The organism is Streptomyces sp. NPDC002574, assembly GCF_042889545.1.
Taxonomy (GTDB): domain Bacteria; phylum Actinomycetota; class Actinomycetes; order Streptomycetales; family Streptomycetaceae; genus Actinacidiphila.
In genome coordinates this window covers 198649-221041 of the sequence record NZ_JBIARB010000002.1, presented here as the reverse complement: position 1 = coordinate 221041, position 22393 = coordinate 198649, and the positions used below count along the sequence as shown (strand labels likewise).

At 72.2% G+C, this 22393-nt stretch carries 23 protein-coding genes and 1 pseudogene; 17 read left to right on the top strand and 7 right to left on the bottom strand.

Annotation, left to right across the window (positions count from 1 at the left end; genetic code table 11):
• Positions 1-116: 116 nt before the first annotated feature.
• Complete coding sequence (locus ACFYXS_RS04880; RefSeq protein ID WP_389243916.1) at positions 117-584, top strand: winged helix-turn-helix transcriptional regulator; 468 nt, start codon at positions 117-119, stop codon at positions 582-584.
• Positions 585-598: 14 nt separating this feature from the next.
• Here ACFYXS_RS04880 and ACFYXS_RS04875 read toward each other — a convergent pair whose 3' ends face one another.
• Together ACFYXS_RS04875 and ACFYXS_RS04870 are read right to left on the bottom strand one after the other, a co-directional pair.
• Positions 599-1378, bottom strand: coding sequence for an SDR family NAD(P)-dependent oxidoreductase (locus ACFYXS_RS04875; protein WP_389243914.1), 780 nt, complete (start codon positions 1376-1378; stop codon positions 599-601).
• Between the two features lie 23 nt (positions 1379-1401).
• Complete coding sequence (locus tag ACFYXS_RS04870) at positions 1402-2586, bottom strand: alpha/beta hydrolase family protein (RefSeq protein ID WP_389243912.1); 1185 nt, start codon at positions 2584-2586, stop codon at positions 1402-1404.
• A gap of 217 nt (positions 2587-2803) precedes the next feature.
• Between ACFYXS_RS04870 and ACFYXS_RS04865 the strand changes: the two genes are divergently transcribed.
• Positions 2804-3433 (top strand): isochorismatase family protein, encoded by a 630-nt coding sequence (locus tag ACFYXS_RS04865; protein ID WP_389243910.1) that lies wholly within the window; start codon positions 2804-2806, stop codon positions 3431-3433.
• Positions 3434-3464: 31 nt separating this feature from the next.
• Here ACFYXS_RS04865 and ACFYXS_RS04860 read toward each other — a convergent pair whose 3' ends face one another.
• A complete protein-coding gene (locus ACFYXS_RS04860; RefSeq protein WP_389243908.1) occupies positions 3465-3932 on the bottom strand; it encodes a MarR family winged helix-turn-helix transcriptional regulator in 468 nt (155 codons plus the stop codon).
• A 240-nt stretch (positions 3933-4172) separates the two neighbouring features.
• On the opposite strand from ACFYXS_RS04860, the gene ACFYXS_RS04855 reads away from it, so the two are divergent.
• Genes ACFYXS_RS04855 through ACFYXS_RS04845 form a run of 3 tightly spaced genes read left to right on the top strand, consistent with a single transcriptional unit; the run spans position 4173 to position 5420 of the window.
• The gene (locus tag ACFYXS_RS04855) at positions 4173-4547 is read left to right on the top strand and encodes a VOC family protein (protein ID WP_389243906.1); all 375 of its coding nucleotides are present in this window, start codon (positions 4173-4175) and stop codon (positions 4545-4547) included.
• A gap of 4 nt (positions 4548-4551) precedes the next feature.
• Positions 4552-4923 (top strand): ArsR/SmtB family transcription factor, encoded by a 372-nt coding sequence (locus ACFYXS_RS04850; protein WP_389243904.1) that lies wholly within the window; start codon positions 4552-4554, stop codon positions 4921-4923.
• Complete coding sequence (locus tag ACFYXS_RS04845) at positions 4920-5420, top strand: SRPBCC domain-containing protein (protein WP_389243902.1); 501 nt, start codon at positions 4920-4922, stop codon at positions 5418-5420. Before ACFYXS_RS04850 ends, ACFYXS_RS04845 begins: the two co-directional genes overlap by 4 nt.
• 12 nt (positions 5421-5432) lie before the next feature.
• On the opposite strand, the gene ACFYXS_RS04840 is transcribed toward ACFYXS_RS04845, so the two are convergent.
• The 3 genes from ACFYXS_RS04840 to ACFYXS_RS04830 form a co-directional block, all read right to left on the bottom strand.
• Positions 5433-5801, bottom strand: coding sequence for a DUF488 domain-containing protein (locus tag ACFYXS_RS04840; RefSeq protein WP_389243900.1), 369 nt, complete (start codon positions 5799-5801; stop codon positions 5433-5435).
• 223 nt (positions 5802-6024) lie between these two features.
• Entirely contained in the window at positions 6025-9738 is a 3714-nt protein-coding gene (locus ACFYXS_RS04835) for a S8 family serine peptidase (protein WP_389243898.1), read from the bottom strand.
• Between the two features lie 279 nt (positions 9739-10017).
• Positions 10018-10665 carry a transcriptional regulator gene (locus tag ACFYXS_RS04830; RefSeq protein WP_389243896.1) on the bottom strand — a complete coding sequence of 216 codons (648 nt, stop codon included), beginning with the start codon at positions 10663-10665 and terminating at the stop codon, positions 10018-10020.
• Here ACFYXS_RS04830 and ACFYXS_RS04825 point away from each other — a divergent pair.
• The 3 genes and pseudogenes from ACFYXS_RS04825 to ACFYXS_RS04815 all read left to right on the top strand — a co-directional run.
• Positions 10643-10867 (top strand): annotated as a pseudogene (locus ACFYXS_RS04825) (GTP cyclohydrolase I); the annotation flags it as partial. The gene ACFYXS_RS04830 and the pseudogene ACFYXS_RS04825 overlap by 23 nt on opposite strands.
• 47 nt (positions 10868-10914) lie before the next feature.
• The gene (locus ACFYXS_RS04820) at positions 10915-11280 is read left to right on the top strand and encodes an ArsC/Spx/MgsR family protein (RefSeq protein WP_389243894.1); all 366 of its coding nucleotides are present in this window, start codon (positions 10915-10917) and stop codon (positions 11278-11280) included.
• A 577-nt stretch (positions 11281-11857) separates the two neighbouring features.
• Positions 11858-12601 carry an SDR family oxidoreductase gene (locus ACFYXS_RS04815; protein WP_389243892.1) on the top strand — a complete coding sequence of 248 codons (744 nt, stop codon included), beginning with the start codon at positions 11858-11860 and terminating at the stop codon, positions 12599-12601.
• A 38-nt stretch (positions 12602-12639) separates the two neighbouring features.
• Here the strand turns inward: ACFYXS_RS04815 and ACFYXS_RS04810 are convergent, their stop codons facing one another.
• Complete coding sequence (locus ACFYXS_RS04810; protein WP_389243890.1) at positions 12640-13059, bottom strand: universal stress protein; 420 nt, start codon at positions 13057-13059, stop codon at positions 12640-12642.
• Positions 13060-13429: 370 nt separating this feature from the next.
• Here ACFYXS_RS04810 and ACFYXS_RS04805 point away from each other — a divergent pair, with 370 nt between their 5' ends.
• The 9 genes from ACFYXS_RS04805 to ACFYXS_RS04765 all read left to right on the top strand — a co-directional run bounded on the left by ACFYXS_RS04805 (position 13430) and on the right by ACFYXS_RS04765 (position 22383).
• Positions 13430-13846: a cupin domain-containing protein gene (locus tag ACFYXS_RS04805; RefSeq protein ID WP_389243888.1), complete on the top strand. Its 417-nt coding sequence runs from the start codon at positions 13430-13432 to the stop codon at positions 13844-13846.
• A 1262-nt stretch (positions 13847-15108) separates the two neighbouring features.
• Positions 15109-16470 (top strand): FAD-dependent oxidoreductase, encoded by a 1362-nt coding sequence (locus tag ACFYXS_RS04800; RefSeq protein WP_389243886.1) that lies wholly within the window; start codon positions 15109-15111, stop codon positions 16468-16470.
• 110 nt (positions 16471-16580) lie between these two features.
• Complete coding sequence (locus ACFYXS_RS04795; protein WP_389243884.1) at positions 16581-17075, top strand: hypothetical protein; 495 nt, start codon at positions 16581-16583, stop codon at positions 17073-17075.
• A 100-nt stretch (positions 17076-17175) separates the two neighbouring features.
• Positions 17176-17745: a hypothetical protein gene (locus ACFYXS_RS04790; RefSeq protein WP_389243882.1), complete on the top strand. Its 570-nt coding sequence runs from the start codon at positions 17176-17178 to the stop codon at positions 17743-17745.
• A gap of 241 nt (positions 17746-17986) precedes the next feature.
• Positions 17987-19165, top strand: coding sequence for an alanine racemase (gene alr, locus ACFYXS_RS04785; protein ID WP_389243880.1), 1179 nt, complete (start codon positions 17987-17989; stop codon positions 19163-19165).
• Positions 19162-20208 (top strand): D-alanine--D-alanine ligase family protein, encoded by a 1047-nt coding sequence (locus tag ACFYXS_RS04780; protein ID WP_389243878.1) that lies wholly within the window; start codon positions 19162-19164, stop codon positions 20206-20208. Before alr ends, ACFYXS_RS04780 begins: the two co-directional genes overlap by 4 nt.
• Positions 20205-20519 carry a hypothetical protein gene (locus ACFYXS_RS04775; protein WP_389243876.1) on the top strand — a complete coding sequence of 105 codons (315 nt, stop codon included), beginning with the start codon at positions 20205-20207 and terminating at the stop codon, positions 20517-20519. Before ACFYXS_RS04780 ends, ACFYXS_RS04775 begins: the two co-directional genes overlap by 4 nt.
• A gap of 74 nt (positions 20520-20593) precedes the next feature.
• On the top strand, positions 20594-21742 hold the full coding sequence (locus ACFYXS_RS04770) for a sensor histidine kinase (RefSeq protein WP_389243874.1): 1149 nt from the start codon (positions 20594-20596) through the stop codon (positions 21740-21742).
• Positions 21739-22383, top strand: a complete 645-nt coding sequence (locus tag ACFYXS_RS04765) for a response regulator (protein WP_389243872.1) — start codon at positions 21739-21741, stop codon at positions 22381-22383. The genes ACFYXS_RS04770 and ACFYXS_RS04765 overlap by 4 nt, the downstream gene beginning before the upstream one ends.
• The last annotated feature ends 10 nt before the right edge of the window (positions 22384-22393 follow it).

Genomic DNA, 22393 nt, shown 5'->3' with positions numbered 1-22393 from the left:
CACGACCGTGAAGGTGGGGAGGGGTTCGCGACGCGACCGACCACCTCAGTCTTAATCTGGAACCCAGAGGCGTCAAGGCTAGGTTCCATTCAGGAACTGTGCGCTATCCTGAACCCATGGAGTGGCGAGAACTCGATCTGGGCAACTGCAGCGTCGCCGCGACCCTGGGTCTGGTCGGCGACCGATGGACGCTGCTGATCCTCCGCGAGGTCTTCGCGGGCCTGCACCGCTTCGACGAGATCGCCGGCCACCTCGGCGTGTCCCGCCGCGCGCTGACCGAACGACTCAAGCAGCTGGTCGAGGCGGGCCTGCTGGAGCGCCGCAGCTACCAGGAGGCCGGACAGCGCTCGCACCACGAGTACCACCTGACGCCGAGCGCCCACGACCTGCAGTGGGTGCTGACGGCGCTGCTGCAGTACGGCGACACCCACCTCGGCGACCCGGCGAACCCGCCGGTGGTGCTGCGCCACTCCGGCTGCGACGGCGACGTGCACGTGGAACTGCGCTGCTCCTGCGGCCACGACGTGCCCGCCTCCGAGGTGGAGCCGGCACTGGGCCCGGGCGCGGTGCGGATCCCGTCCTGAACGGCGTCCACCGGCTACAGGCGGGCGGTCATCCCGCCGTCGATCGCGAGCGCGGCCCCGGTGATGAACTCGGTCTCATCGCTCAGCAGGAACGCCGCGAACGCCGCGACCTCCTCCGGCCGGCCCATCCGCCCCAGTGGATGCATGTTCTCGGCCAGTCGCCAGGACTCCTCCTCCGTCACGCCCGGTACGGCCCGCGCCAGCCCGCGTGACAGAGGGGTGTCCACGCCGCCGATGATCAGGGCGTTGACCCTGATCCCGGCCGCGGCCGTGTCCAGCGCCGCCGACTGGGTGAGCCCGATCACGCCGTGCTTGGCGGCGTTGTAGGAGGCCATGTTCGGGTAGGCGGCGACGCCGCAGGTGGAGGCGCTGTTGAGGATCGCGCCGCCGCCGCTCGCCCGGAGCGCGGGAATCTGGTGCTTCAGGCCGTAGAAGACGCTGCTGAGGTTCAACTCCAGGTCCGCGCGCCAGGCTTCGCCGTCGATCTCGGTGACCGGGTGGACGGCGGTCGGGGCGCCCACGTTGTTGAACGCGCCGTCGAGCCGGCCGTACCGGCTCAACGCCTGCCGGACCAGTTCCGCCGCCTCCGCCTCGACGGTCACGTCGCCGGACACGAAGGCGGCCTCGCCGCCGGCGGCACGGATACCGGCCGACAGCGCGTCGCCGGCCTCCCGGCCGCGGGCCGCCAGGAGGACCTTCGCGCCCTCGCCGGCGATGCGCTCCGCGGTCGCACGGCCCACCCCGGAAGTGGCCCCGGTGATCAGGATGACCTTCCCGGCGAATCGTTCCGACATGATCACTCCCACGCGTTACCCGTTCACGACGTGTGCTCCCCGCCCGCCGCCTCCGACCGCTGCTCCAGCCACGCCCGCGCCGCGCTCCACGCGTGTCCGTCCGGCGCCACGACGTCGAAGTGGCCCGCGCCGGGCGATGCCAGGAAGGCGACCTCCGCGTCCCCCGCGGCCGCCGTCTCCGCATACGTCCGCCCGTACGCGAACGGGATCACCTCGTCGGCGGTGCCGTGGATCACGAGCATCGGCACCCCACCGTTCCTCAGCAGCACCGGGGACGTCACCGCGTACCGCTCGGGGTGTTCGGCGGCCCGGCCGCCCAGCAGAAGCGCCACCATCCCATCGTGCGCCTTCGACGCGAGGCCGGCCCACGGATCCGGCTCGGACGGCGACGGCGCGACGGCGGGCGGTTCGGCGTCCTGCTCCGCGAGATCCCTCCCCAGCCGGGCCTCGTCGGCCGCCACGAGGTCGTGCACGCCGGCCAGGGTCACGACGCCCAGCGGCCGGAGCTTCGGACGGGCGCCGGGGACGCCGTCGGGCAGCGTGGACCGGTGCGCGGTCCACGCGGCGAGCTGACCCCCGGCCGAGTGGCCCACGACCAGCACCCGGCCGCCGTCGATCGCGGGGTCGAGGTCCGGCACCGCGTCGACCGCGGCCGCCACGTCGTCGAAGGTGCCGGGCCAGCCGCCGCCGGGTTCACCGATCCGCCGGTACTCGATGTTCCACACCGCGAACCCCCGCGAGACCAGGTCCTCCGCGAGGGGAGTCGCCTGCCCGCGGTCGGACATCGCCGCCCACCAACCGCCGTGGATCAGGACGACCGTGGGGAACGGGCCGTCCCCTTCCGGCAGGTACAGCTCTCCGACCTGCGAGGGCTCCGGACCGTACGCGATGGTGCGCACCGCGCGCCGGCCGTCCTCCGCGTCGTCGTAGCGCACACCGCTCTCGGCACTCACCAGCGTGTCGATGGTGGCGAAGAAGGCGGCGATCCCCGGCAGGTTGCCGCCCTTGACGCGCGATTCGTCGTAGGCCTGCGCGTCCGCCCACTCGACGATGTCCAGCCACGTGTGGTCGGCCACACGAACCAGCCGCGCGTCCACGAACCCCCTCCGGTCCTTGCGGAAGGCGGCGAGCATCCCGCCGCGAGCGGCCAGCATCGCGGACGTCCGCTCCGGCGCGACGGTGAAGGTGGTCAACTCGATCACAGACATGGAACGGACTCCCGACGACGCGGCGTCTCGCGACAGAGACAAGCAGTAAGTATCGATGACTATCAAGTTTTCTTACCAGTGACCCTAAGCAGCGGTCCGCGCGATCGCAAACCGCTGTTTGCTTCCGCCGTGCGGGCGCGTTACGTTCGCATTAGTCACTAATATGGACAGTCATGATCGGTGTCCATGTGTGCATCTGGAAAAGAGTGAGTACGCCATGTCCGACACCGCCTTCCGCGAGTTCCTGACCACCGACAACGCGGCGCTGGTCCTCGTCGACCACCAGGTCGGCCTCTACAGCGGAGTCCGGGACACGAACCTGCTGGAGCTCAAGCACAACGTGGTCTCCCTGGCGAGGGCGGCACAGGTGCTCGGCCTGCCGACCGTGGTCACCACCACCGCGGCGGACGGCGTGTGGGGCCCGCTCGTCCCCGAACTCGCCAAGGCGCTGCCGGGCGGCACGGACGTCATCGACCGCGGCACGGTCAACGCCTGGCACGACAGCCGGGTCCGGGACCGGATCAAGGCGACCGGCCGCCAGAAGCTGATCTTCACCGGCATCTCGCTCGAGGTGTGCGCCACCCTGCCCGCCATCGCCGCGGCCGCCGAGGGCTACGACACCTACGTCGCGCTCGACGCCTCCGGCACCTTCTCCGACGCCAAGCGCGAAGCCGGGCTCGTCCGGCTCCAGCAGGCGGGCGTCATCGTCAGCGACTACGCCACGTTGATGGTCGAGATCCTCGCCGACAACGCCTCACCCGCGGCCGGAGAGGTGTACGGAGCACTGGACATGCCCTTCTCCGTACTCGCCGGCCAGCTCTCGGCCGCGTACGCCCAGCAGGGATGACGACCCGCGTTCCCGCGGTGGACCAGGTGGATCAGGTCGCTCGGTCGCCGGTGACCGTGCTCGCGTCGCGGCGCTGCTGCTCCACCACGTCCACGAACAGGCGCTTGAACTCGGCGTAGACGTTCCCGCCGAGGCGCTGCGCGTGACGCTCCTGCATCTCGGCCATGATCTTGTCCGCGGCGGCCATCTGGGCGCGGCCGCGCTCGGTGGGGCACACGAGTTTGGCCCGCCGGTCCGCGGGGTCGCTCTGCCGCTCGACGTAGTCCAGCGCGGTGAGTTCGTCGATCAGCGTGCCGATCACCTGCTTGTGCTGACCGGACACGCGGGCCAGCTCCGTCGCCCGGATGCCCTGCGGCTGGAGGTAGGCGAGGACGGCGCCGTGACGAGGCTTCAGGTCGTCGAAACCGAGGTCGCGGAGACGGGAGAAGAGCTCGGTCTGGACGGCGAACAGCAGGCGCCCGGCCAGCACTCCGAGATCCGGGTCAGCAACGTTGCGCACCGCGCGCCTCACGCCCCTTCTCCACCGCCCCGCCCCCGCGGGGACGCCTCACGTCCCGATCAGGTGATTCTAACGGGGCGGTAACCAGCCGTACGCGACGGCATGACGGGGGGATTTCCCTTCATCGCGCCCGGTACTGCCCGTGTTCGGGCGGTCCGTGGCACGGGCACCGGGGAGCAGGACAGGTAGGAATATTCCTACGCTTGACGGGTAGGGAATCTCCTACCTATGCTCGCCGGCATGACCATCACACACGCCTCCTTCGTCACCGTCCCCGTCACCGACCAGGACGCGGCCCTGCGCTTCTGGACCGGGACCCTCGGCTTCGAGGTCACCGCCGACTTCCCGATGCCGCCGGCCCGCTGGCTCCAGGTCGCCCCCAAGGGCGCCCAGACCGTGCTCACCCTCTCCGGACCCGGCATGGGCGGCTTTACGCCGGGCAGTGCCCGGGGGATCATGTTCGTGACCGGCGACGTCGACGCCGACTGCGTGCGGCTGCGTTCCGCCGGGGTCGAGGTCGAGGGACCCGAGGAGCAGCCGTGGGGACGCATGGCGCAGTTCGCCGACCCCGACGGCAACCGCTTCATGCTGCTCACGGAGAAGGAAGGCTTCTGACCGGGTGGTCACCACGAGCGTCACGGCAGACGGCACGACCCGTGCCGCCCACGAGGACCGGTTGTTCGCGGCCCTCGCCAATGCCACCCGCCGCGAGGTGCTGACGCTGCTGCGGGAGCAGGGCCCTCAGCCGGTGCAGACACTCGCCGACCACTTCGACATGCGCAGGCCGAGCCTCTCGGAGCATCTGAAGGTCCTCCGGGAGGCCGGTCTCGTCTCCGAGGAACGCCGGGGCAGGCAGCGCATCTACCGGCTGGAGGCCGCCCCGCTGGCCGAGGTGCAGGACTGGCTCCACCCGTACGAGCGGTTCTGGCGGACCAGGCTCAAGGGGCTCGGCGCGCTCCTGGACCGGATGCCGGACGACGAGCGGCCATGAGCACACACCACGGCGGCCACGGAGGCGGGGACGAGTTCGAGGACGACCTCACGACGCTCCGCGTCGCCCAGTTCCTCCCGCACCCCCCGGCCAAGGTCTGGCGCGCCCTGACCGAGCCGGAACTGCTCGCCCAGTGGCTGATGCCCGGCGACTTCCGGCTCGAAGTCGGGCACCGGTACACGATGAACGCCGTGCCGCGCCCCAACACCGGCTTCTCCGGCACCGTGCTGGTGGAGGTCCTCGGCTACGAGACGGAGCGGATGCTCCGCGTCCGCTGGCGCGACGCGTCCGCCGGGTCGGGGAACTCCCCCGGCTCCGCGGCCGACTGGACGATCACCTGGACCCTGGAGCCCGAGGGGCGCGGGACGCGGCTCTTCCTCGTGCACGAGGGCTTCGACCCGGACGATCCGGCCCAGCGGATGGCGCACAGGATCATGGGCCAGGGCTGGCGCTCGTCCGTCGTGCGGGGTCTGGAGCGGGTGCTCGCCGGGATGTGAGCGGCGGCGGGCTCAGGCCCTGCCGGCGGCGCCCAGCCATTGGGCGAGCACGGCGGCCTCACTGTGGTCGAGGTCCTTGGTGGCGGTGAGCAGGGTGACCTTGTCGCGGGCGGCGAGGTCGCGCAAGTGCTGCACGGCCGGGCGGTGTTCGGCGTCCTTCAGCTCGCCGATGTAGCGGTCCCGGAACTCCGTGAAGCGCTCCTGGTCGTGGTGGTACCACTGCCGCAGGTCGGCCGAGGGCGCCACGTCGCGGAGCCATTCGTCCAGGTGCGCCCGCTCCTTGCTCATTCCGCGGGGCCACAAGCGGTCGACGAGTACGCGCTTGCCGTCCCGCGAGGTGGTGTCCTCGTAGATCCTCCGGCAACTGAACTGTCCGGCCATGGGCGTCGTCACCTTCCCGGTGGGCCTGCCCGACGTCCGGTCCGAAGACGTCCACGCCGGGGGGCGTGTGGTGATCACTCTATCGGCGGCACGCCGGCACGGCTTGCCGAGCCGGGCGACGGCTCCCGGCTCCCGCCCGGCCCCGCGGACGCCGCGTGGGCGGGGCCGCCGGCTGCGGCCCCGCCCACGCGGTGCTGTCCCGGTGACCTCCCGGGGTGTGACGTCAGCGCAGGCCGAAGGCCCGGGTGATCGTCTGCGAGACGGTGTTGCCCGCGTTGTCCCGGGCACCGACCCGGAGGGTGACGAAGTCGGCGGACCGCGGCGCACGGAGGTTCGTCCGCCATCCGTCGTCGCACCGGCTCGGGTCGGTCCGCTGCCAGGTCGCACCGTCGTCGTACGACACCTCGACGGTCGGCTTCCCGATGGTCGCCGTGGTGCCCGGCAGGTGCGAGGCGGTCACCGTCAGGGCGGCGTGCCGGTCGGCACGGCCCGCCTTGTCGGTGTCCACGCCGTAGTCGAGCTGGATGAGCGGCAGGGACATCACCGCGTCGCTGCCGGTGACCGCGGAGGTGAAGTCCCACTCGGTCAGCGTGTGCGTCGAGTACGGGCTGGCCCAGGTGCCGCGGTCGTTGTCGAGGACCAGCCGGTAGGGCAGGCGCTCGGCGCCGAGGCCGGGAACCTGCAGGTACTCGGCGTTGCCCCAGTCGAGCTGCTGGTCGCCCTGGTAGAGCGACATCCAGTCCTTGACGTCGAAGTTCGCGCCGGCCTCGCCGACGTGGCCGGACCCCGAGTCGCCCCAGCCGGGCGCGGTGATGTACATCGTGTCGAGGTAGCGCACGGGCTGGTAGTTGATCGGCCCCATGCGGGGCCGCTGGATCGGGCCGAACCAGCTGACCTTGCCGGTCTTGCGCGCCGGGTAGGTCAGCGGGTCGATCGAGTGCTGCCCGGTCTCGCCCTGGATGAAGGCGTCGTCCAGCCACGTGGTGCCGGCGGTGACCCAGTCGGTGCGCTCGCCCTGGGCGGGCGCGGTGAGCTGGTTGCCGACGGCCCAGCCGCGCCAGACGTCCGGACGGAACTCCATCGCCTTGCCCTGCCGGTAGTTCCGGAAGGAGACGTCCACCCGGCCGAGGTCCTTGGACTCCTCACGCCAGGTCGGGTCCGCCGGAACGGCACCCGTCCAGTGGTGCACGACGTCGTAGAGGTAGTCGGTCGTGGGGTGCGAGGTGACCTTCAGCGAGACCGCGCCGTGCCGGAGCTGTCCGAGCAGGTCGGCGCCCTGGTCGGCGTTGAGCGTCGCCACCGTCACCGGGGCCGGGCTCTCCGGGCTCCAGGGGTTCTCGTCCCAGGGCTGCAGACGGCCGACGCCGTCGTTGACGACCAGCAGCAGCCGGGCGCCGGCCGCCGCGGCGGCCTCCGCCTGTGCCTGGATCCCCTTCGTGCCGGCGCCGCGCACCACGACGGCCTTGCCGCGAACGCTCTGCCGCGCGAGCTCCTCGGCCGTGCCGTCACCGGCGAAGACCGCCGTCAGGTTCCGGGTACCGGCGGGCAGCGGCGTGGCCGCGCGCTTGACCAGCGGGTCGTTGAAGGTCGTCGACTTCGTGCCCAGGGTCAGCGCGGGCTGTTCGAGGCGGAAGCGCGCGCCGGTCTCGAACTCGCCGTCGGTGACCTTCTTGCCGGTCGGCAGCGCCCAGATGCTGTCGTACGACGGGTCCGGCAGCATCGAGGTCTCCACCAGGCTGTCGGTGAAGGACCGGTGGGCGTCCAGGCGCGGCGCGACGGCGGTGGTCTGCTGCGGCACGCGCGCCAGGATCCGGCGTGCGTTGCGGCCGTCCAGCGTGACGGTGCGGTCCTGGTCCAGCTTCACGTCGTTGAAGGCGAGCAGCACCATGCCGCGCGAGTGCGGGCCTTCGGCGCCCTGCACGTCGCCGGTGAGCCAGCCGCTGTAGCTGCCGACGGGCAGCCGGGCCGTGCCGGTGCCGGACGCGTCGAGGTCCATCACCGTGAAGAGGTGCTCGGCGGTGAGGACCACCCGGCCCTCCAGCGGCTTGCCCGAACGGTCCTTGGCGACGACGGTCAGATTCTGCCGCTGGCCCTCGCGGGCCGCGCCGATGAGGGTCCGGGCGCGGACCGCGCCGCTGCCGTCCGTACCGGTGATCATGGCGCTGATCGACTGGTCGCCGCCCAGCTTCTCCAGATCCGCGGTCAGGGTGGCCGTGGCGGTGCCGTGGGCGGGCACGGTGACGTGGTCGGCGGAGAGGCTGAACAGCCCCGCCGGGACGGTGCCGTCGACCGCCAGGTCGAGGCCGACCGGTGCGTCGCCGACGTTGGTGTACGTCACCGTCTGGGTGTCGGTCTGCCCCGGCTTCGGGGGCCAGGTGTAGAAGCCGGAGTAGGCGCTCGTGGTGGCGAAGACCGTGGTGTGCACGGCCGCGAGTGCGTCGAGCCGGCCCGCGCCCGCCTGGTACGGGGTGTACGCCGGGGTCGCCTTGGCGCTGCTGACCAGCGCCTCCTTGAGCTGGGCGCCCGTCCAGTCGGGGTGCGCGGAGGCGAGGAGCGCGGCGGCACCGGCGACGTGCGGCGTCGCCATCGACGTGCCGCTCATCGTGGTGTAGTAGCCGGAGCCCCGCTTGTAGTGCGAGCGTGCCGCGACGATGTCGACGCCGGGCGCGGTGATCTCGGGCTTCAGGCCGCCGTCGCCGTCGCGCGGGCCCTGGCTGGAGAAGTCCGCGAGTGTGTCGGTGGAGTCGACGGCTCCGACGGTCAGCGCGGAGTCCGCGGCGCCGGGGCTGCTGATGGAGTGCGGGCCGCCGTTCCCCGCCGCGATCACGAACAACGCGCCGGTCTCGCTGCTGAGTTCGTCGACGGCCTGGCTCATCGGGTCGGACTTGTCCCCGGCCCCGCCCAGGCTCATGCTGATGATCCTGGCCTTCTGGTCGCGGGCGGCCCACTCCATGCCCGCGATGATCCAGGACTCCTGGCCGCTGCCCTCGGAGTTGAGCACCTTGCCGACGGCCAGCCGGGCGCCGGAGGCGACACCCCGCTCCTTGCCGTCGGAGGCGCTGCCCGTGCCGACGATGGTCGAGGCGACGTGCGTGCCGTGGCCGTTGTAGTCGGCGATGTCGTCCTCGCCGGGCACGAAGCTGGCGCTGTCGGACACCTGCCCTGCCAGGTCCGGGTGTTCGGTGTCCGCGCCGCTGTCGAGCATCGCGACCTTCACGCCCTGGCCGGTGTCGCCCTCCGCCCAGACCTTGTTCGCGCCGATCTGCGCGGTGGAGTCGGCCAGGTCGGCCTTCACCTTGCCGTCGAGCCACACCTTGGCGACGCCGCCCGCGAAGGACGGCGTGGCGGAGCGGGCCGCGGCGGCGGAGCCCCCGGTCAGCGAGGACCAGAACTCCGGTGCCTGCCGGTGGTTCTGACCCAGGGCCGCGCCCTGGATGCTGTCCAGGCGGCGGACGTCGGTCGAGCCGGCCACCTTCGCCCGGCTGCGGGACCTGGCGGCGGCGTCGGTGTAGCGCAGGATCAGCGGCAGCCGGGAGCTGTGCGCGTCGTCGTAACCCTCGGCGATCAGCCGCGTCACGTTGAAGAGCTGCTTGTCGAGCTTCCCGGCGCTCACGTACGGCAGCGCGGAGTCGGGGTAGACGTAGGTGGCACCGTCCAGGACAGCACGGTGGAAGCCGGTGGTGGCTCCGCTCGCGGCCTGGAAGGAGTGCACGACGGTGCCGTCGGCGGCGGTCCCGACGGTGACCTTGTCACCCGTGATCAGGGTGACGGTGTGCGTGCCGGCAGTGCCGGGGATCCGGTGTCCGGCGTCGTTGTGCGACGCCTCACCGACGGAGTACGCGGACACGGCGGCTGTCGCCGGTATGACGCCGAGTGCCAGCGCGGCAGCCACGGCGAGGGCGATCGGCCCGGGCCGGGGAATGGGAACCTTGGGCAAGGAAGACTCCTGTGACGCGGCGATGAGCGGGCGAAGTGCGAAAGATCACTGGATCCTCTGGCCGCCCCCGCCGTTGTTCAAGGGGTCGCACACGTCACTCTTGCGCCATGGCGCAAGAGTGACGCGATCAGACGGGTTCGTCGGCCGTGACGCGTCCGGGGGGACGGCGGCGGATCTCCCCGTGAATTCGGCGTGCCGCGGGGACGGGGCAACAGGCCGGTGCGGCCGCCTGGTTCGGCGGCTCGGCGCGCGGGCTGCGCCGCTCGCGCGCCTCCGCGCTCAGGCCTCGGGGCGCCCGGCGGCCTCTTCGCGTACGTACGCGGTGTCTTCCGCCTGAGTGCGGGCCCGGGCGTCGTCGGAGGGCTCGCGTACTTCCACACAGCATCGGCCCGGGCTCGGGGCGAGTACGGCGTCGACGCCGGTGGCCTGCAGGCCGTCGAGCATGCCGGCGAGGAACGCGTGGTTGATGCCGCAGATCAGTTCCGGTGAGCGCGCCGCCAGTTGGTGGAACGGGCAGTTGAGCAGGCGGAGCAGGGTCGGCCCTTGCCGGTCGGGTTCGAACCCGAACCGCTCCAGCAGCGGCTCGCTGACACCGAGGGAACGCTCGGGGCCGAGGCGGCCCGGGCGGATGCGGGCGCGTTCGGCCGCCCCCGTCTGCCGGCCGCGGTCGCGGGCGGTGCGCAGGGCCGCCGCCCGGGCGTCCTCGCCGGGCCGTTCCGCCAGGACGGCGTCCATGAGGATCTCGGCGATCACGTCGGAGCGGCGCTCGGGGATGCTGACGCGGAGGTCCGTCTCGGTCGGTTCGTAGACCTTCGGTTTGCGGCCGACCTTGCGGATCCCGCCCGGGTTCTCGTACCGCGCGCGCAGCAGGCCCGCGTCGACGAGCTTGTCGAGGTGAAAGGCTCCCCAGGTGCAGGTACGCCTCACCAAGCAGATCGCCGACTGGCTGCAGACCCAGCTCGACCCCCAGGGCGTCGGGGTGGTCATCGTGGCCGAGCACACCTGCATGAGCCTGCGCGGCGTCCTGGCCACCGGCTCGACGACCGTGACCTCCAGCCTGCTCGGACTGCTGCGCCACGACCCCAGGTCCCGCGCCGAGTTCCTCGCACTGACCGGGGTCACCGCCTGAACGGCGGACCCGTCGACCGCGTCCGCTCCGACAGAGAAGGCGAAGCCTTGGAGATCTGGATCAATCCGGCCTGCTCGAAGTGCCGTTCGGCACTCGCCGTCCTCGACGACGAGGGGGTCGCATACACCGTACGGCGCTACCTTGACGACCCGCCCACCGCGGCCGAGCTCACCGCGCTGCTGGACCGGCTCGTCCTGGAGCCCTGGGACATCGCACGCACGGGTGAACCGGTCGCGGCCGACATCGGTCTGACGGCGTGGGCCCGGGACGCCTCCACCCGCGAGCAGTGGATCGACGCGCTGACCCGGCACCCGGTCCTCATCCAGCGGCCGATCATCACCGCGGACGACGGGACCGCCGTCGTGGCCCGCAGTGAGGACGCGGTCCGCTCCGTCCTGCCCCCGACGCCGTAGGCCGATCGGGCCCGGGGTCACGCCTGTGCGCGAGCGATCACTTCGCGCAGGCGGAGGACGGCCGCGTCGGCGTCGGGACGACACACGGCGAGCCCCGTGGTCTCCGGACAACGCGGCGGAGCGGTCCGCACGGTCGTCGGCACCGCCCTTGCCGTGGCGGCGAGAACCGCACCTCCGCTTCGACGTTGGCCGCTACCCGGACGGCCGCATCCGCCTTCATGGGCCTCCCGCACTCTGTGACGCCGGCTGCCGTTCCCGTCGGGTGGTTCCGCCCGACCCCTGTCCATGTGCTGTCGCCCCTCGACGAACTGATGGCGCGGATCGACGAGATCGCCGCCGAGTCGTCGGGCAAGGACCGGGAGGTCGCCCGGACTGGCATGCGTATGTCTCCGAGTGACTTGTGACGGGGTCGTCCGCCCCTCGGTGTGACGCGCACTGTGACGGACGACTCCACCCCCGCCGACCACAAGCTGTCACAACGACGGTCCGGGCCCGGTCACGGTGAAGGGAGCGGCCGGCTTGACCGCCACCAGAGGACCAGCGGGGTCGCCGAACCCCCTGAAGGAAGTGGGCCCGCATGAGAGTCGTTGTGGCAGGGGCCACCGGTCTGGTCGGCTCCAAGACCATCTCCATGCTGCGGGAACGCGGTGCGGACGTCGTCCCCCTCACCCGTCGCGAAGGCCCCGACGCCGTGACGGACCGCGACCTGGAGCGGGCCCTGCGCTGCGCCGATGTCGTGGTGGACGTCACCTATACCGCCTCGCCCGCCGAGCAGACCAGCCTGCGCCACTTCCGCTCCACCACGACCGGGCTGCTGGCCGCGGCGGAGAAGGCGGGAGTCGCACATCATGTGATCCTCTCCGCCGTGGGGACCGAGCAACTGCTGTCCGGCTGGTTCCGCGCGAAGCTGCTGCTGGAGGAGCAGGTGCGGCGCTCTCCGATCCCCCACTCGATCGTGCGTGCCGCGCCGTCCTTCGAGTGTGTCGAGGCCACCGTGCTCGCGGACGCGCCCGGGGACAGCGGCGTGCACGTCGCTCCCGCCCTGATGCGGCCGGTGTCCTCGGACGACGTCGCCACCACTGTCGCGCACGTCGCCATGGGAGAGCCGCTGTTCGGCACCCTCGCGATCGCGGGTCCGGAAGAGTACCGGCTCGACGAACTCGCGGTGAAGCTGCTGGCGGCGCGGTGCGACACGCGGGACGTCGTCACCGACGCCCACGCCTGGTTCTTCGGCGCCGCCCTGCAGCAGCGGTCACTGCTCGCCGGGGCTCAGGCCAGGACGAGCCGCACGACGTTCGACGAGTGGCTCGCCCAGCGCTGACGCCCGCGGCATCGACCGCGCGTCCATGGTGCCGCCGGTCAGGGAACGACGATGACCGGCTGGTGGGCCCGGCGCATCAGTGTGCGGGAGATCGAGCGGAAGAGCTTGCCGCCGGCCCCGCGCGACCGGCCCACGATGATGGCGTTCGCCCGGTACTTGCGGCCGGCCTTCTCCAATTCGTCGGCGACGACGCCGCTGCACCGGACAAGGGTCCATGACAGCCCCGACAGATGGTCCTCGCAGGCCAGTTGCTGCGCCAGCGTCTGCGTGCCGCAGTACGGATTCCGCGCGACGACCGGCGGCTCGAACCCGAAGAACGCCGCGACCGCGTTCTGTCGTGAGACGTGGACGACGACGAGCGCGGTGCCGGAACGCCGCGCCATCCCGGCCGCGTACGACAGCGCCCTCTTGCTGCGCGCGGACCCGTTGTACCCGACGAGCACACCGTACTTGCCCACGGGCGTACGACCGCGGTCGAAGCCGAGGGCCGGGTCCCCGGAAGAACGGAACGGCCACGGGAGGGGACTGTCACCGCCGGGTTCGGGAGAGCCATGGCCTGCCATGAGAAGCCTTTCGAGCGGGAGCGGCACGGGCGACGCGACGCGACGCGTGGGCCGGGGTCGCATCGCCGTCCTCACAGCTGACCGGGGAAGCCGGCGAGATGTGACAGTCACCGGTGTCGCGTGCGACACACCCGCCCGGGGTGCGCGCGTGCGTCCGGGCGTGCGAACCCCGCCCGGGCCCGGGCGGGTTCACCCGCGGTCCGGCTGTCACAAACGAGGGGACCGTCCGGTCGTCACTGCGGACAGTCCCTGTTTGGAGGAATTCATGAGTGCTGAGCACACGCACCTGCCCCCGGGTGTCGAGGTGATCGCGACCCTGCCGGAAGCGGCGCCCCGAATCCCGGACGGCGCCGAGGCCAGGACCATCCGCGTCACGCTGTCGCCCGGTGACCCCGGTGCGCCGCCGCACCGGCACCCCGGGCCGCTGTTCGGCTACGTGACACAGGGCGAGATCATCTTCGAGCTGGAGGGAGAGCCGCCCCGGGTGCTGAAGGCCGGTGACGCGCTGTTCGAGCCCGGCGGCGAGGTGATCCACTACCAGGGCGGCAACAACCTCCAGGACGCCCAGTCGCAGCTGGTGGTGACCATGTTCGCGGCTCCGGGTTCCCCGGTCCTGACCGTGGTGAGCGCGGAGGAGCTGGCCGAACGGCGGCACCTGCGGTACACGCCGCCCGGTCACTGACCCGGTCGAGCGGAGGGGGTGGGGCGGGGCGCGCCGACGCCCCGCCCCGCCCCCTGTCGGGGGTTGTGGAGTCAGTGCCTGCCGCCGGAACGCTTGCGCTGCGGGGTGGACTTCTCGAAGACCGACAGCTCGCCGTTCGGCTGGTTCACGTTGTAGCAGGTCACGTACTTGCCGGGTCGACGGTGAAGGCCGCGAAGCCGTAGGAGTGGTCCTCGTCGCGGGTGCCGCGCCGGACCGCCTGCTCCCTGGCGCAGAAAGAGCCGCCCGTGCTGTCGAAGCAGGTGATGACCTTGGCGGCGCCGTCCTTGAAGAACGACCGGTTGTTCGTGCCGGCATGTGCACGGCGCCGAATGAGGTGTCGACGACCTCCGTGGCGTGCGAGGCCCGGTTCGGGGTGAGGGTCTCGCTGCCCGCGACGCTGGAGCCGACGTCGCCGCCGAACGTCCCGTAGCGGACGAGCGGCCGCTTGACGGGGCCGTCGGTGAGCCAGGAGACGACCATCCGGGTGCTCGGGTCGGCGCCGAAGGTCAGGTGCAGGCCCTGCACCGGCGAGCCCCCGGTCTTGCCGGGCGCGACGTGAGCGAGGGCGTGTCGTGCTGGGCAGGCCGAGGGCGTGGCGGCGGCTGACGCGGGCGTTCGTGGTCGCATCGTCAGATGCGACGGAGTTGCCGGGCATTGTGTCGGAAGTCGTGATCGGGGAGTCGACCGCTGTCCTCTCCGAATGCACGGGAGTCGTGCGCACCGTCGCGCCCCTCGGCGGCCGATGGTGAATTCCGTTCGGCCGAATTCCGATCACGAGACGGATCGTTCGTTTGCGTCAAGGAAGTCGTCCGGGACCGGAAGTGGAAATCCTGTGCCGGATCCGCCCCACCGACGATTTCTTTACGCTGTCCTGGCGCGCGCGATTCCCCAAGGAAAGCCGTCCTGCACCCGAGAGCCGGACCGGCACGTGCACGCGGGCCGCTCAGCAGATACCACCACGTCGAGCGCTGCCGCGCCCCGGGTCCGCCGTCACGCCGAGACCGAGACCGAGGGGGCCCGACGACCCCTCCCGGCGCCCGCACAACGGGGGCGGGCGCCTGTTCCCGCACCGCCCGAGTGGGGTTCCGCACCGGCCGGAAGTGCCATTCGGCCGGGCACAAAGTCGTAGGACTAAGAGCCGGTTCCAAGGCGCGGGGAGCCATCGGATAGAGTCGGTGGCGCCGCGGAAAGGAAATTACCGGCTCGTTACGCGGTACCGCAATTCGGGAGGTATTTGTTTCATGTCGCGTCCGATTCGTATAGCCATCGTCGGTGCAGGCCCTGCTGGAATCTACGCGGCGGACGCGCTGCTGAAATCCGAATCCGCGCGGGAACCGGGTGTGTCCGTCGACCTGTTCGAGCGCATGCCCGCACCTTTCGGTCTCATACGCTACGGCGTGGCACCGGACCACCCCCGGATCAAGGGCATTGTCGAAGCTCTCCATCAGGTTCTCGACAAGCCGCAGGTGCGTCTGTTCGGCAACGTCGACTATCCCGGTGACATCGACCTGGACGATCTGCGCGCCTTCTACGACGCGGTGGTCTTCTCGACCGGCGCGATCTCCGACCGGGCGCTGGACATCCCCGGGATCGACCTCAACGCCTCCTACGGTGCGGCGGACTTCGTCTCCTGGTACGACGGGCACCCCGACGGGCCGCGCAGTTGGCCGCTGACGGCGGAGAAGGTGGCCGTGCTCGGCGTCGGCAACGTCGCCCTGGACGTGGCCCGCATCCTCGCCAAGACGGCGGACGAGCTGCTGCCAACCGAGATCCCGCCGAACGTGTACGACGGCCTCAAGGCCAACAGGGCCCGGGAGATCCACGTGTTCGGCCGCCGCGGCCCGGCGCAGGCCAAGTTCACGCCCATGGAACTGCGGGAGCTGGACCACTCCCCGAACATCGAGGTCATCGTCGCCCCGGAGGACATCGACTACGACGAGGGCTCGATCGCCGCCCGGCGCGCGAGCAAGCAGACGGACATGGTCGCCAAGACCCTGGAGAACTGGGCCATCCGCGACGTCGGCGACCGGCCGCACAAGCTGTTCCTGCACTTCTTCGAGTCCCCGGTGGAGGTGCTGGACGAGCAGGGCCGCGTCGCCGGGCTGCGGACGGAGCGGACCGAACTCGACGGCACCGGCAACGTCCACGGTACCGGGCGCTTCACGGACTGGGACGTGCGGAGCGTGTACCGCGCGGTGGGCTACTACTCGGACGAGCTGCCGAAGCTGCCGTTCGACGTGGTCTCGGGGACGGTCCCGCACGCGGCCGGCCGCGTGCTCGACGGCGACGAGCCGATGGCCTCGGTGTACGTGACGGGGTGGATCAAGCGGGGGCCGGTGGGCCTGATCGGGCACACCAAGGGCGACGCCAACGAGACGGTCGCCTGTCTGCTGGAGGACCATGCGGCCGGCCGGCTGCCCGCTCCGGCCGCGCCGGACCCCGGCGCCGTCGTGGAGTTCCTCGAACAGCGCGGTGTTCGCTACACGACGCGCGAGGGCTGGTACCGGCTGGACGCCCACGAGCGGGCCCTGGGCGTGCCGGAGGGACGTGAGCGCGTCAAGGTCGTCGACCGTGAGGCCATGCTGGACGCTTCCGGGGCCTGATTGCGCATCCGCTTCCTGGAGGAGCGGCGGGAGTCCTAGTGCTTTTTTCCGATGCACAATGCACCGGGAGACCGATTCCCGCCGCTCCGGCGAACAATAGCGTCGGCCAGATGAGCGAGAATACCGGGAGGGCGTCCCACGAGCGCGCGATCGACGTTGTCCGGGGTTACGCGCATCACGACGGCATCGCGGTGCGGGAGGCGCTGGCCGGCCTCGAAGCGGACGGCTGGACAGAGGTCCATGTCGTCCTGAACGGTCTGCTGCACTCCACCCTCGGCATCATGGAATTGACCGGCGCGCAGGGAAAACTCGGTCAACTGGTCCGGTACGCCGACGAGGCCGCCGCCGCGGCCCCCCTCCACTACGAGTTCGCCCTCGGCGAGGCGACCCGCGCATGGGCCCTCGGAGCCACATCGGCGCTGCGCACTTTCGCGGGCCGGGACGTCCCGGAGACCGTGCACATGACGGGCGTACTCATCGCCGCTCCGGGGCTGGCGCTGTGGGGAAAGCCCGGATTCCTCGACGTCGTCGAAAGGCTCCAGGAATCCGTCACCGCGCTGCTCGTGAACGACCGGCCCTCGGGAACGCCCCACCGCCGGCCGTGACGACCGAACGCCCGGACACCGAACTCTCGTCGGCTTCGTCGTCGATGCCACCTGCCCGCGAATCCGGCGAGACCCCTTGCCTCCCACGGAGAGACGCGCCATGAACTTCCGGTCCCCGCTGTCCGCCCTGGTTCCCGGAACGGCCGGACGGCTCCTCACCGCCCTCGTCGGTCACCACTCCGCCGACGCGAGCCGGCCGCTGCCGCTCGACGAGCTGTCCGGCACCGCCGCGGTGACGACGACCCAGTTGGAGACGGCGCTCTTCCGCCTCGGTCTGCTCGGCCTCATCGCCCCCAGGCGCAGCGGCGAAGCCGTACGTCTCGTCCCCGGCCACATCGCCTGGGGAGCCCTGCACCAGCTGACCCACCTGCACAGCCGGGTGGCGGACACGGTCCGCGAACAGATGCGGGCCCACCTTCACCCGGCACCGGAGTACCTCGCGCTGAGCGGCGCCGTCGTCGAGGGGACGGCGACGCATCCCGCGGACGTGCTGGAGCTGATCATCGTCCGCCCCGCCGACGGGCCGGACGACTGGGAGGACGGCGTCGCCGCCCTCGTCACGCAGGTGTCCCTCGCTCTGGGAAACGTCGTCGTCCACCGCGGTGCCCGGGACACCCGGGAGGCGGAAGCCATGGGCGGCGCCGGCGCGGTGCGTATCGTGCCGGCGTGAGCGGCGTGACCGGCGGCCTCCAGCGCACTCACCGCACTCACCGAAGGACCACGTCCGCACTCGGCCGAAAGTCGTAGCGCCCCCGGACAGGTCCGACTTCTGCCCGAAGCCGGCCTGCGCACCGGCTTCATAGCCTCCTGGTCATGAGCTCCATCTCGTGGACTCGGCACTCCCGACGGCCGGCGGCCCTCGTGACCCCCTGGGCACGGGACCGGCCGTGAGACCCCAGGAAAGGCGCCGCATGTACTGCGCACCAACGATCGCCTCCGGCCTCCGTGTCGTCGAGCCGCCCCGGCGGCCCGGCCGCGCGGACGGTGCGGAGCTGTCGCTCGACCCGGCGGCGATCGCCGCCAACACCCGGTTCCTCGCCGCCCGGGCCACCCGCCTGATGGCGGTGGTCAAGGCCGACGGGTTCGGGCACGGTGCCGCCGAGGCGGCTTCGGCCGCGCTCGGCGCGGGCGCGACGTCGCTCGGCGTCGCGTCGGTGGAGGAGGCGCTGCTCCTGCGCGGTGCCGGCTTCCGGGTGCCGGTCCTGAGCTGGCTCAACCCGGTGGACGCCGCGTTCGACGAGGCGCTGCGGGCCGGTGTGTCCCTGGCCGTTCCCGGATCCGCGCACCTGGCCGCCGTGGTGCGGGCCGCCGCCCGGACCCGCCGCCCGGCGCGGCTGCATCTGCAGCTGGACACCGGGATGGGCCGCGACGGCGCCGAGCCGGCGGCGTGGCCGGAGCTGTGCCGGCGGGCCCGGGAGGCGGAAGCCGACGGCCTGGTCCGGGTCGTGGGCGTGATGAGCCACCTCGGCTGCGCGGACACCCCCGGCGACCCGTGCACCGACCGCGCCCTCGCCCTGTTCCGGGCCGCGGTGGCCACCGCGGCGGAGGCCGGACTGCGTCCCCGGTGGCGGCATCTGGCCGCGACGTCGGCGACCCTCACCGACCCCCGGACCCGCTTCGACCTCGCCCGGGTCGGCGCCGGGCTCTTCGGCATCGACCCGACCGGCACCACCCGGCTGCGCCCCGCCCTCACGCTGACCGCGCCCGTGGTGTCGGTCCGCGCGGTGCCGGCGGGCGCCCGGGCGGGTTACGGGCACGCCTGGAGCGCGGAACGGCGCACGCATCTGGCCCTGCTGCCGGTCGGGTACGCGGACGGCCTCCCCCGCACCGCGTCCGGCCGGGCGGAGGTCCTGCTCGGGGGACGCAGGTGCCGTGTCGCCGGCCGGATCTCCATGGACCAGGTCATCGTCGACACCGGCGACCGGCCGGCCGTACCCGGCGAGATCGCCACCGTCTTCGGGCCGGGTGACCGCGGCGAGCCCACGGTCAGGGAATGGGCCCGGTGGTCCGGCACCCTGGAGCACGAGATCGTGACCGGTCTGGGCACGCGCCCGCGCCGGACCGTGCGCCGTCAGGCGGTGGCCGCATGACCCGCACCACGCCCTCGCGGGCGGGCCGCGTCCGCGTCGCCGTGATCGGCGGCGGCCGCAACTGCGAGCACGAGGTCTCCCTGGCGTCCGCCGCCTCGGTGCGTTCCGCCCTCGACCCCGCCCGCTACGACGTCCTCGCCCTCACCATCGGCCGGGACGGACGGTGGCAGGACGCCGACGGGCGGCCGCTGGCGGGCACCGCCGCGGAGAGCGTGGCCGCCGCCCTGGTGCTGCTGGCCGGCTGCGACGTGGCCTTCCCGGCCGTCCACGGCCCGTACGGCGAGGACGGCACGCTGGCCGCGCTGCTGGACCTGGCGGACGTGCCGTACGTCGGCGCGGGGGTCAGGGGCGGAGCGCTGGCCATGGACAAGTGGGCGACCAAGCTGGTGGCCGAGGCGGTCGGCGTCGCCGTGGCCCCCGGACTCCTGGTCACGGCGGACGACGCGGACCAGGTGGTCTTCGACGGCCCGGTCGTGGTGAAGCCCGTCGCCGCCGGATCCAGCCACGGCGTCTCCCTCGTCCTCCGGGCCCCGGACCTCGCCCCGGCGCTCGCCGAGGCCCTGCGGCTCGACGACCGGGTCCTGGTCGAGCAGCTGGTCGTCGGCCGCGAGGTGGATCTCGCCGTGCTGCGGCGGGCGGACGGCAGCCTGACGGTGGGACCGCCGCTGGAGATCGTCCTGGACGACGGACGCTTCTTCGACACCGAGCAGAAGTACGAGGGAGGGGCCCGGTTCCTCATACCCGCCCCGCTCTCCGCCGACGAGCACGACCAACTGGTCGAGGCGTCGCTGGCCGTGTTCACCGCACTGGGGTGCCGCGGGGTCGCCCGGTGCGACTTCTTCCTGACCGCCGACGGGCCCGTCCTGAACGAGGTCAACACCATGCCGGGCATGACCGCCCGGTCCCAGGTCCCGAAGATGTTCGCGCAGCAGGGGCTGGGCTATCCCGCGCTGCTGGACGAACTCGTGCGCGGCGCCCTCCGCGCGGATCCCCGCACCCTGGCCCGCCCCCACGGCGTGGCCGCCGAGCGGAGTCACGCATGAGTGTGCCGCTGGATGCCCTGAACGCCGTCCTTCCCGGCCGCGACCGGGAACCCGTCCACCACCACAGGAGGCTTCCCGTGTCCTTCTCCCTGCCCCGGCTGCTGCACTCGGCCCGCGTCTACACGCTCACCGCCCTCGAAGTCGCCGTCCTCGGCGCGGGCTCGGACCTCATGACCGCGGACCCGGGTCCTGCCCGGAGCGCGGACCGCGACCCGGACCGGGACCCGCTGACGGTCCCGGCCCCGGCCGGGCGCCACCGCGCGGTCTCCGGAGTGAGCGGCGTCTCAGGGGCATCCGAGGCGCTTCGGTGACACTGGAGGGAACCGCGGAGGGCCCACTGCCCGTCCGACGAGCCGGGGCAGGGATCGAGAGCAGGGACGACGACGTGAACAACGGCACGAACCGCTTGCTGGAGCGGCTGGTGCGCAGTGTGGTGTGGATGGCGGGCCTCGGAATCCTGCTGGGCCTGGGGATCGTGGATCTGTACCTGCGGCAGGCCGGCGCACCCGCCATCCTGCTGGCGGCCCTCGTCGCCACGATCATGTGGCGGCTGTCGGGTGAGGCGCTGGGCACCGGCGCGCTGGTCCTGGGCGCGGTCATGCTGCTGGCGACGATGCGCTTTTCGTCCGGTCTCCAGGAAGCCCTGCCGTTCGGCCTCACCGTGGCCGCCGTCACCCTGATGGTCATCGGGCTGACCGCCTGGCGGGCGGAGCCGGTGCGCGCCGCGCTCGCGATCCCGCTGCTGCTGGGCGGCCTGGTCCTGCAGCCCCTGCAACTGTCGGCCACGCGGATCACCCCCGTCGTCTCCCTCGCCCTGGCGCTGGCCGGTGTCATCGCCGGCGCCACGGGCCTGTGGGCCCGCATGCTCCAGGCCGGCCGCCGGCGCCAGGCGATCGCCGACCAGCTGGCCCAGCGCACGAGCATCGCGTCCGACCTGCACGACTACGTCGCCCACCACGTCACCGGCATCGTGGTGCTCGCCCAGGCCGCCCAGAGCGTCGCGGCCAAGCAGCCGCAGGCGGTGCTCCCCGCCCTGGAGCGCATCGAGGCGGCCGGGGACGAGGCGATGACCGCCATCCGCCGCATGGTCGCCCTGCTGCACGAACCCGGCTCGCAGGCCCGTCTCACACCGATGGGCACGATCACCGACATCGCCTCCCTCGCCGACCACTTCACCTCCGGCGACGACGTGAAGGTGCGGCTGAGGATCGCCGGGGACTTCGACGACGTGCCGATCGACGTCCAGTCGGCCGTGCACCGGGTGGTGATGGAGGCCCTGACCAACGTCCGCAGGCACGCCGAGGACGTGCGCGCCCTGGAGATCCTGGTGGGCCGCGAGGCCCGGCCCGACGCGGTGACGGTCGAGGTCTCCAACGACGGCCGCGGCCGCGACGGCCTCTCGTCGGGGGGCGGCTACGGACTGACCGGTCTCCGCGACCGGGCCGTGGCGCTCGGCGGCTCCTTCACCGCCGGTCCGAGGACCCCCGAGGGCTGGACCGTCCGAGCCCGTATCCCCGCGGGAGGCCCGCGATGACCATCCGCGTGCTGCTCGCGGACGACCAGGCCATGGTCCGCACCGGCTTCTCCCTGATCCTCGGCGCCGAGGACGACATCGAGGTGGTGGGCGAGGCGAAGGACGGCGTCCAGGCCCTGGAGCTCAGCCGGCAGCTCGACCCGGACGTCGTGCTGATGGACATCCGCATGCCGCGGCTGGACGGGCTGCAGGCGCTGCGCGAACTGAACCGCGCCGGTGCGGCCGCCCCCAAGGTCGTGGTCGTCACGACCTTCGACGAGGACGCCTACGTCTACGAGGCGCTCAACAGCGGTGCCTGCGGCTTCCTCCTCAAGGACTCGGGTCCGGTACTGCTCACCGAGGCGGTGCGGGCGGCCCATTCCGGCGAGGCGCTGGTGAGTCCGGCGATCACGGTCCGGCTGCTGAGGGGCATCCAGCCGCCGCGGACGGGGTCCCCGGCCGCGTCCGACCTGTCCTCACGCGAGACCGAGGTGGTGCGGCTGGTGGCCGACGGCATGACGAACGCGGAGATCGCGGCCGCGCTCTTCGTGTCCCTCGGCACGGTCAAGACCCACCTGGGGAACATCCAGACCAAGCTCAACGCCCGCAACCGGGTCGAGATCGCGCTGTGGGCGTGGCGCTCCGGTCTGGTCGACGGGTAGCGCGCGTCAC

What these genes read in the sequence shown, in the direction of transcription:
- ACFYXS_RS04880 (WP_389243916.1), top strand. Translation starts at nt 117, where the DNA reads ATGGAGTGGCGAGAACTCGATCTGGGCAACTGCAGCGTCGCCGCGACC.
- ACFYXS_RS04875 (WP_389243914.1), bottom strand. Translation starts at nt 1,378, where the DNA reads ATGTCGGAACGATTCGCCGGGAAGGTCATCCTGATCACCGGGGCCACT.
- ACFYXS_RS04870 (WP_389243912.1), bottom strand. Translation starts at nt 2,586, where the DNA reads ATGTCTGTGATCGAGTTGACCACCTTCACCGTCGCGCCGGAGCGGACG.
- ACFYXS_RS04865 (WP_389243910.1), top strand. Translation starts at nt 2,804, where the DNA reads ATGTCCGACACCGCCTTCCGCGAGTTCCTGACCACCGACAACGCGGCG.
- ACFYXS_RS04855 (WP_389243906.1), top strand. Translation starts at nt 4,173, where the DNA reads ATGACCATCACACACGCCTCCTTCGTCACCGTCCCCGTCACCGACCAG.
- ACFYXS_RS04845 (WP_389243902.1), top strand. Translation starts at nt 4,920, where the DNA reads ATGAGCACACACCACGGCGGCCACGGAGGCGGGGACGAGTTCGAGGAC.
- ACFYXS_RS04840 (WP_389243900.1), bottom strand. Translation starts at nt 5,801, where the DNA reads ATGGCCGGACAGTTCAGTTGCCGGAGGATCTACGAGGACACCACCTCG.
- ACFYXS_RS04815 (WP_389243892.1), top strand. Translation starts at nt 11,858, where the DNA reads ATGAGAGTCGTTGTGGCAGGGGCCACCGGTCTGGTCGGCTCCAAGACC.
- ACFYXS_RS04805 (WP_389243888.1), top strand. Translation starts at nt 13,430, where the DNA reads ATGAGTGCTGAGCACACGCACCTGCCCCCGGGTGTCGAGGTGATCGCG.
- ACFYXS_RS04800 (WP_389243886.1), top strand. Translation starts at nt 15,109, where the DNA reads ATGTCGCGTCCGATTCGTATAGCCATCGTCGGTGCAGGCCCTGCTGGA.
- ACFYXS_RS04795 (WP_389243884.1), top strand. Translation starts at nt 16,581, where the DNA reads ATGAGCGAGAATACCGGGAGGGCGTCCCACGAGCGCGCGATCGACGTT.
- ACFYXS_RS04790 (WP_389243882.1), top strand. Translation starts at nt 17,176, where the DNA reads ATGAACTTCCGGTCCCCGCTGTCCGCCCTGGTTCCCGGAACGGCCGGA.
- alr (WP_389243880.1), top strand. Translation starts at nt 17,987, where the DNA reads ATGTACTGCGCACCAACGATCGCCTCCGGCCTCCGTGTCGTCGAGCCG.
- ACFYXS_RS04780 (WP_389243878.1), top strand. Translation starts at nt 19,162, where the DNA reads ATGACCCGCACCACGCCCTCGCGGGCGGGCCGCGTCCGCGTCGCCGTG.
- ACFYXS_RS04775 (WP_389243876.1), top strand. Translation starts at nt 20,205, where the DNA reads ATGAGTGTGCCGCTGGATGCCCTGAACGCCGTCCTTCCCGGCCGCGAC.
- ACFYXS_RS04765 (WP_389243872.1), top strand. Translation starts at nt 21,739, where the DNA reads ATGACCATCCGCGTGCTGCTCGCGGACGACCAGGCCATGGTCCGCACC.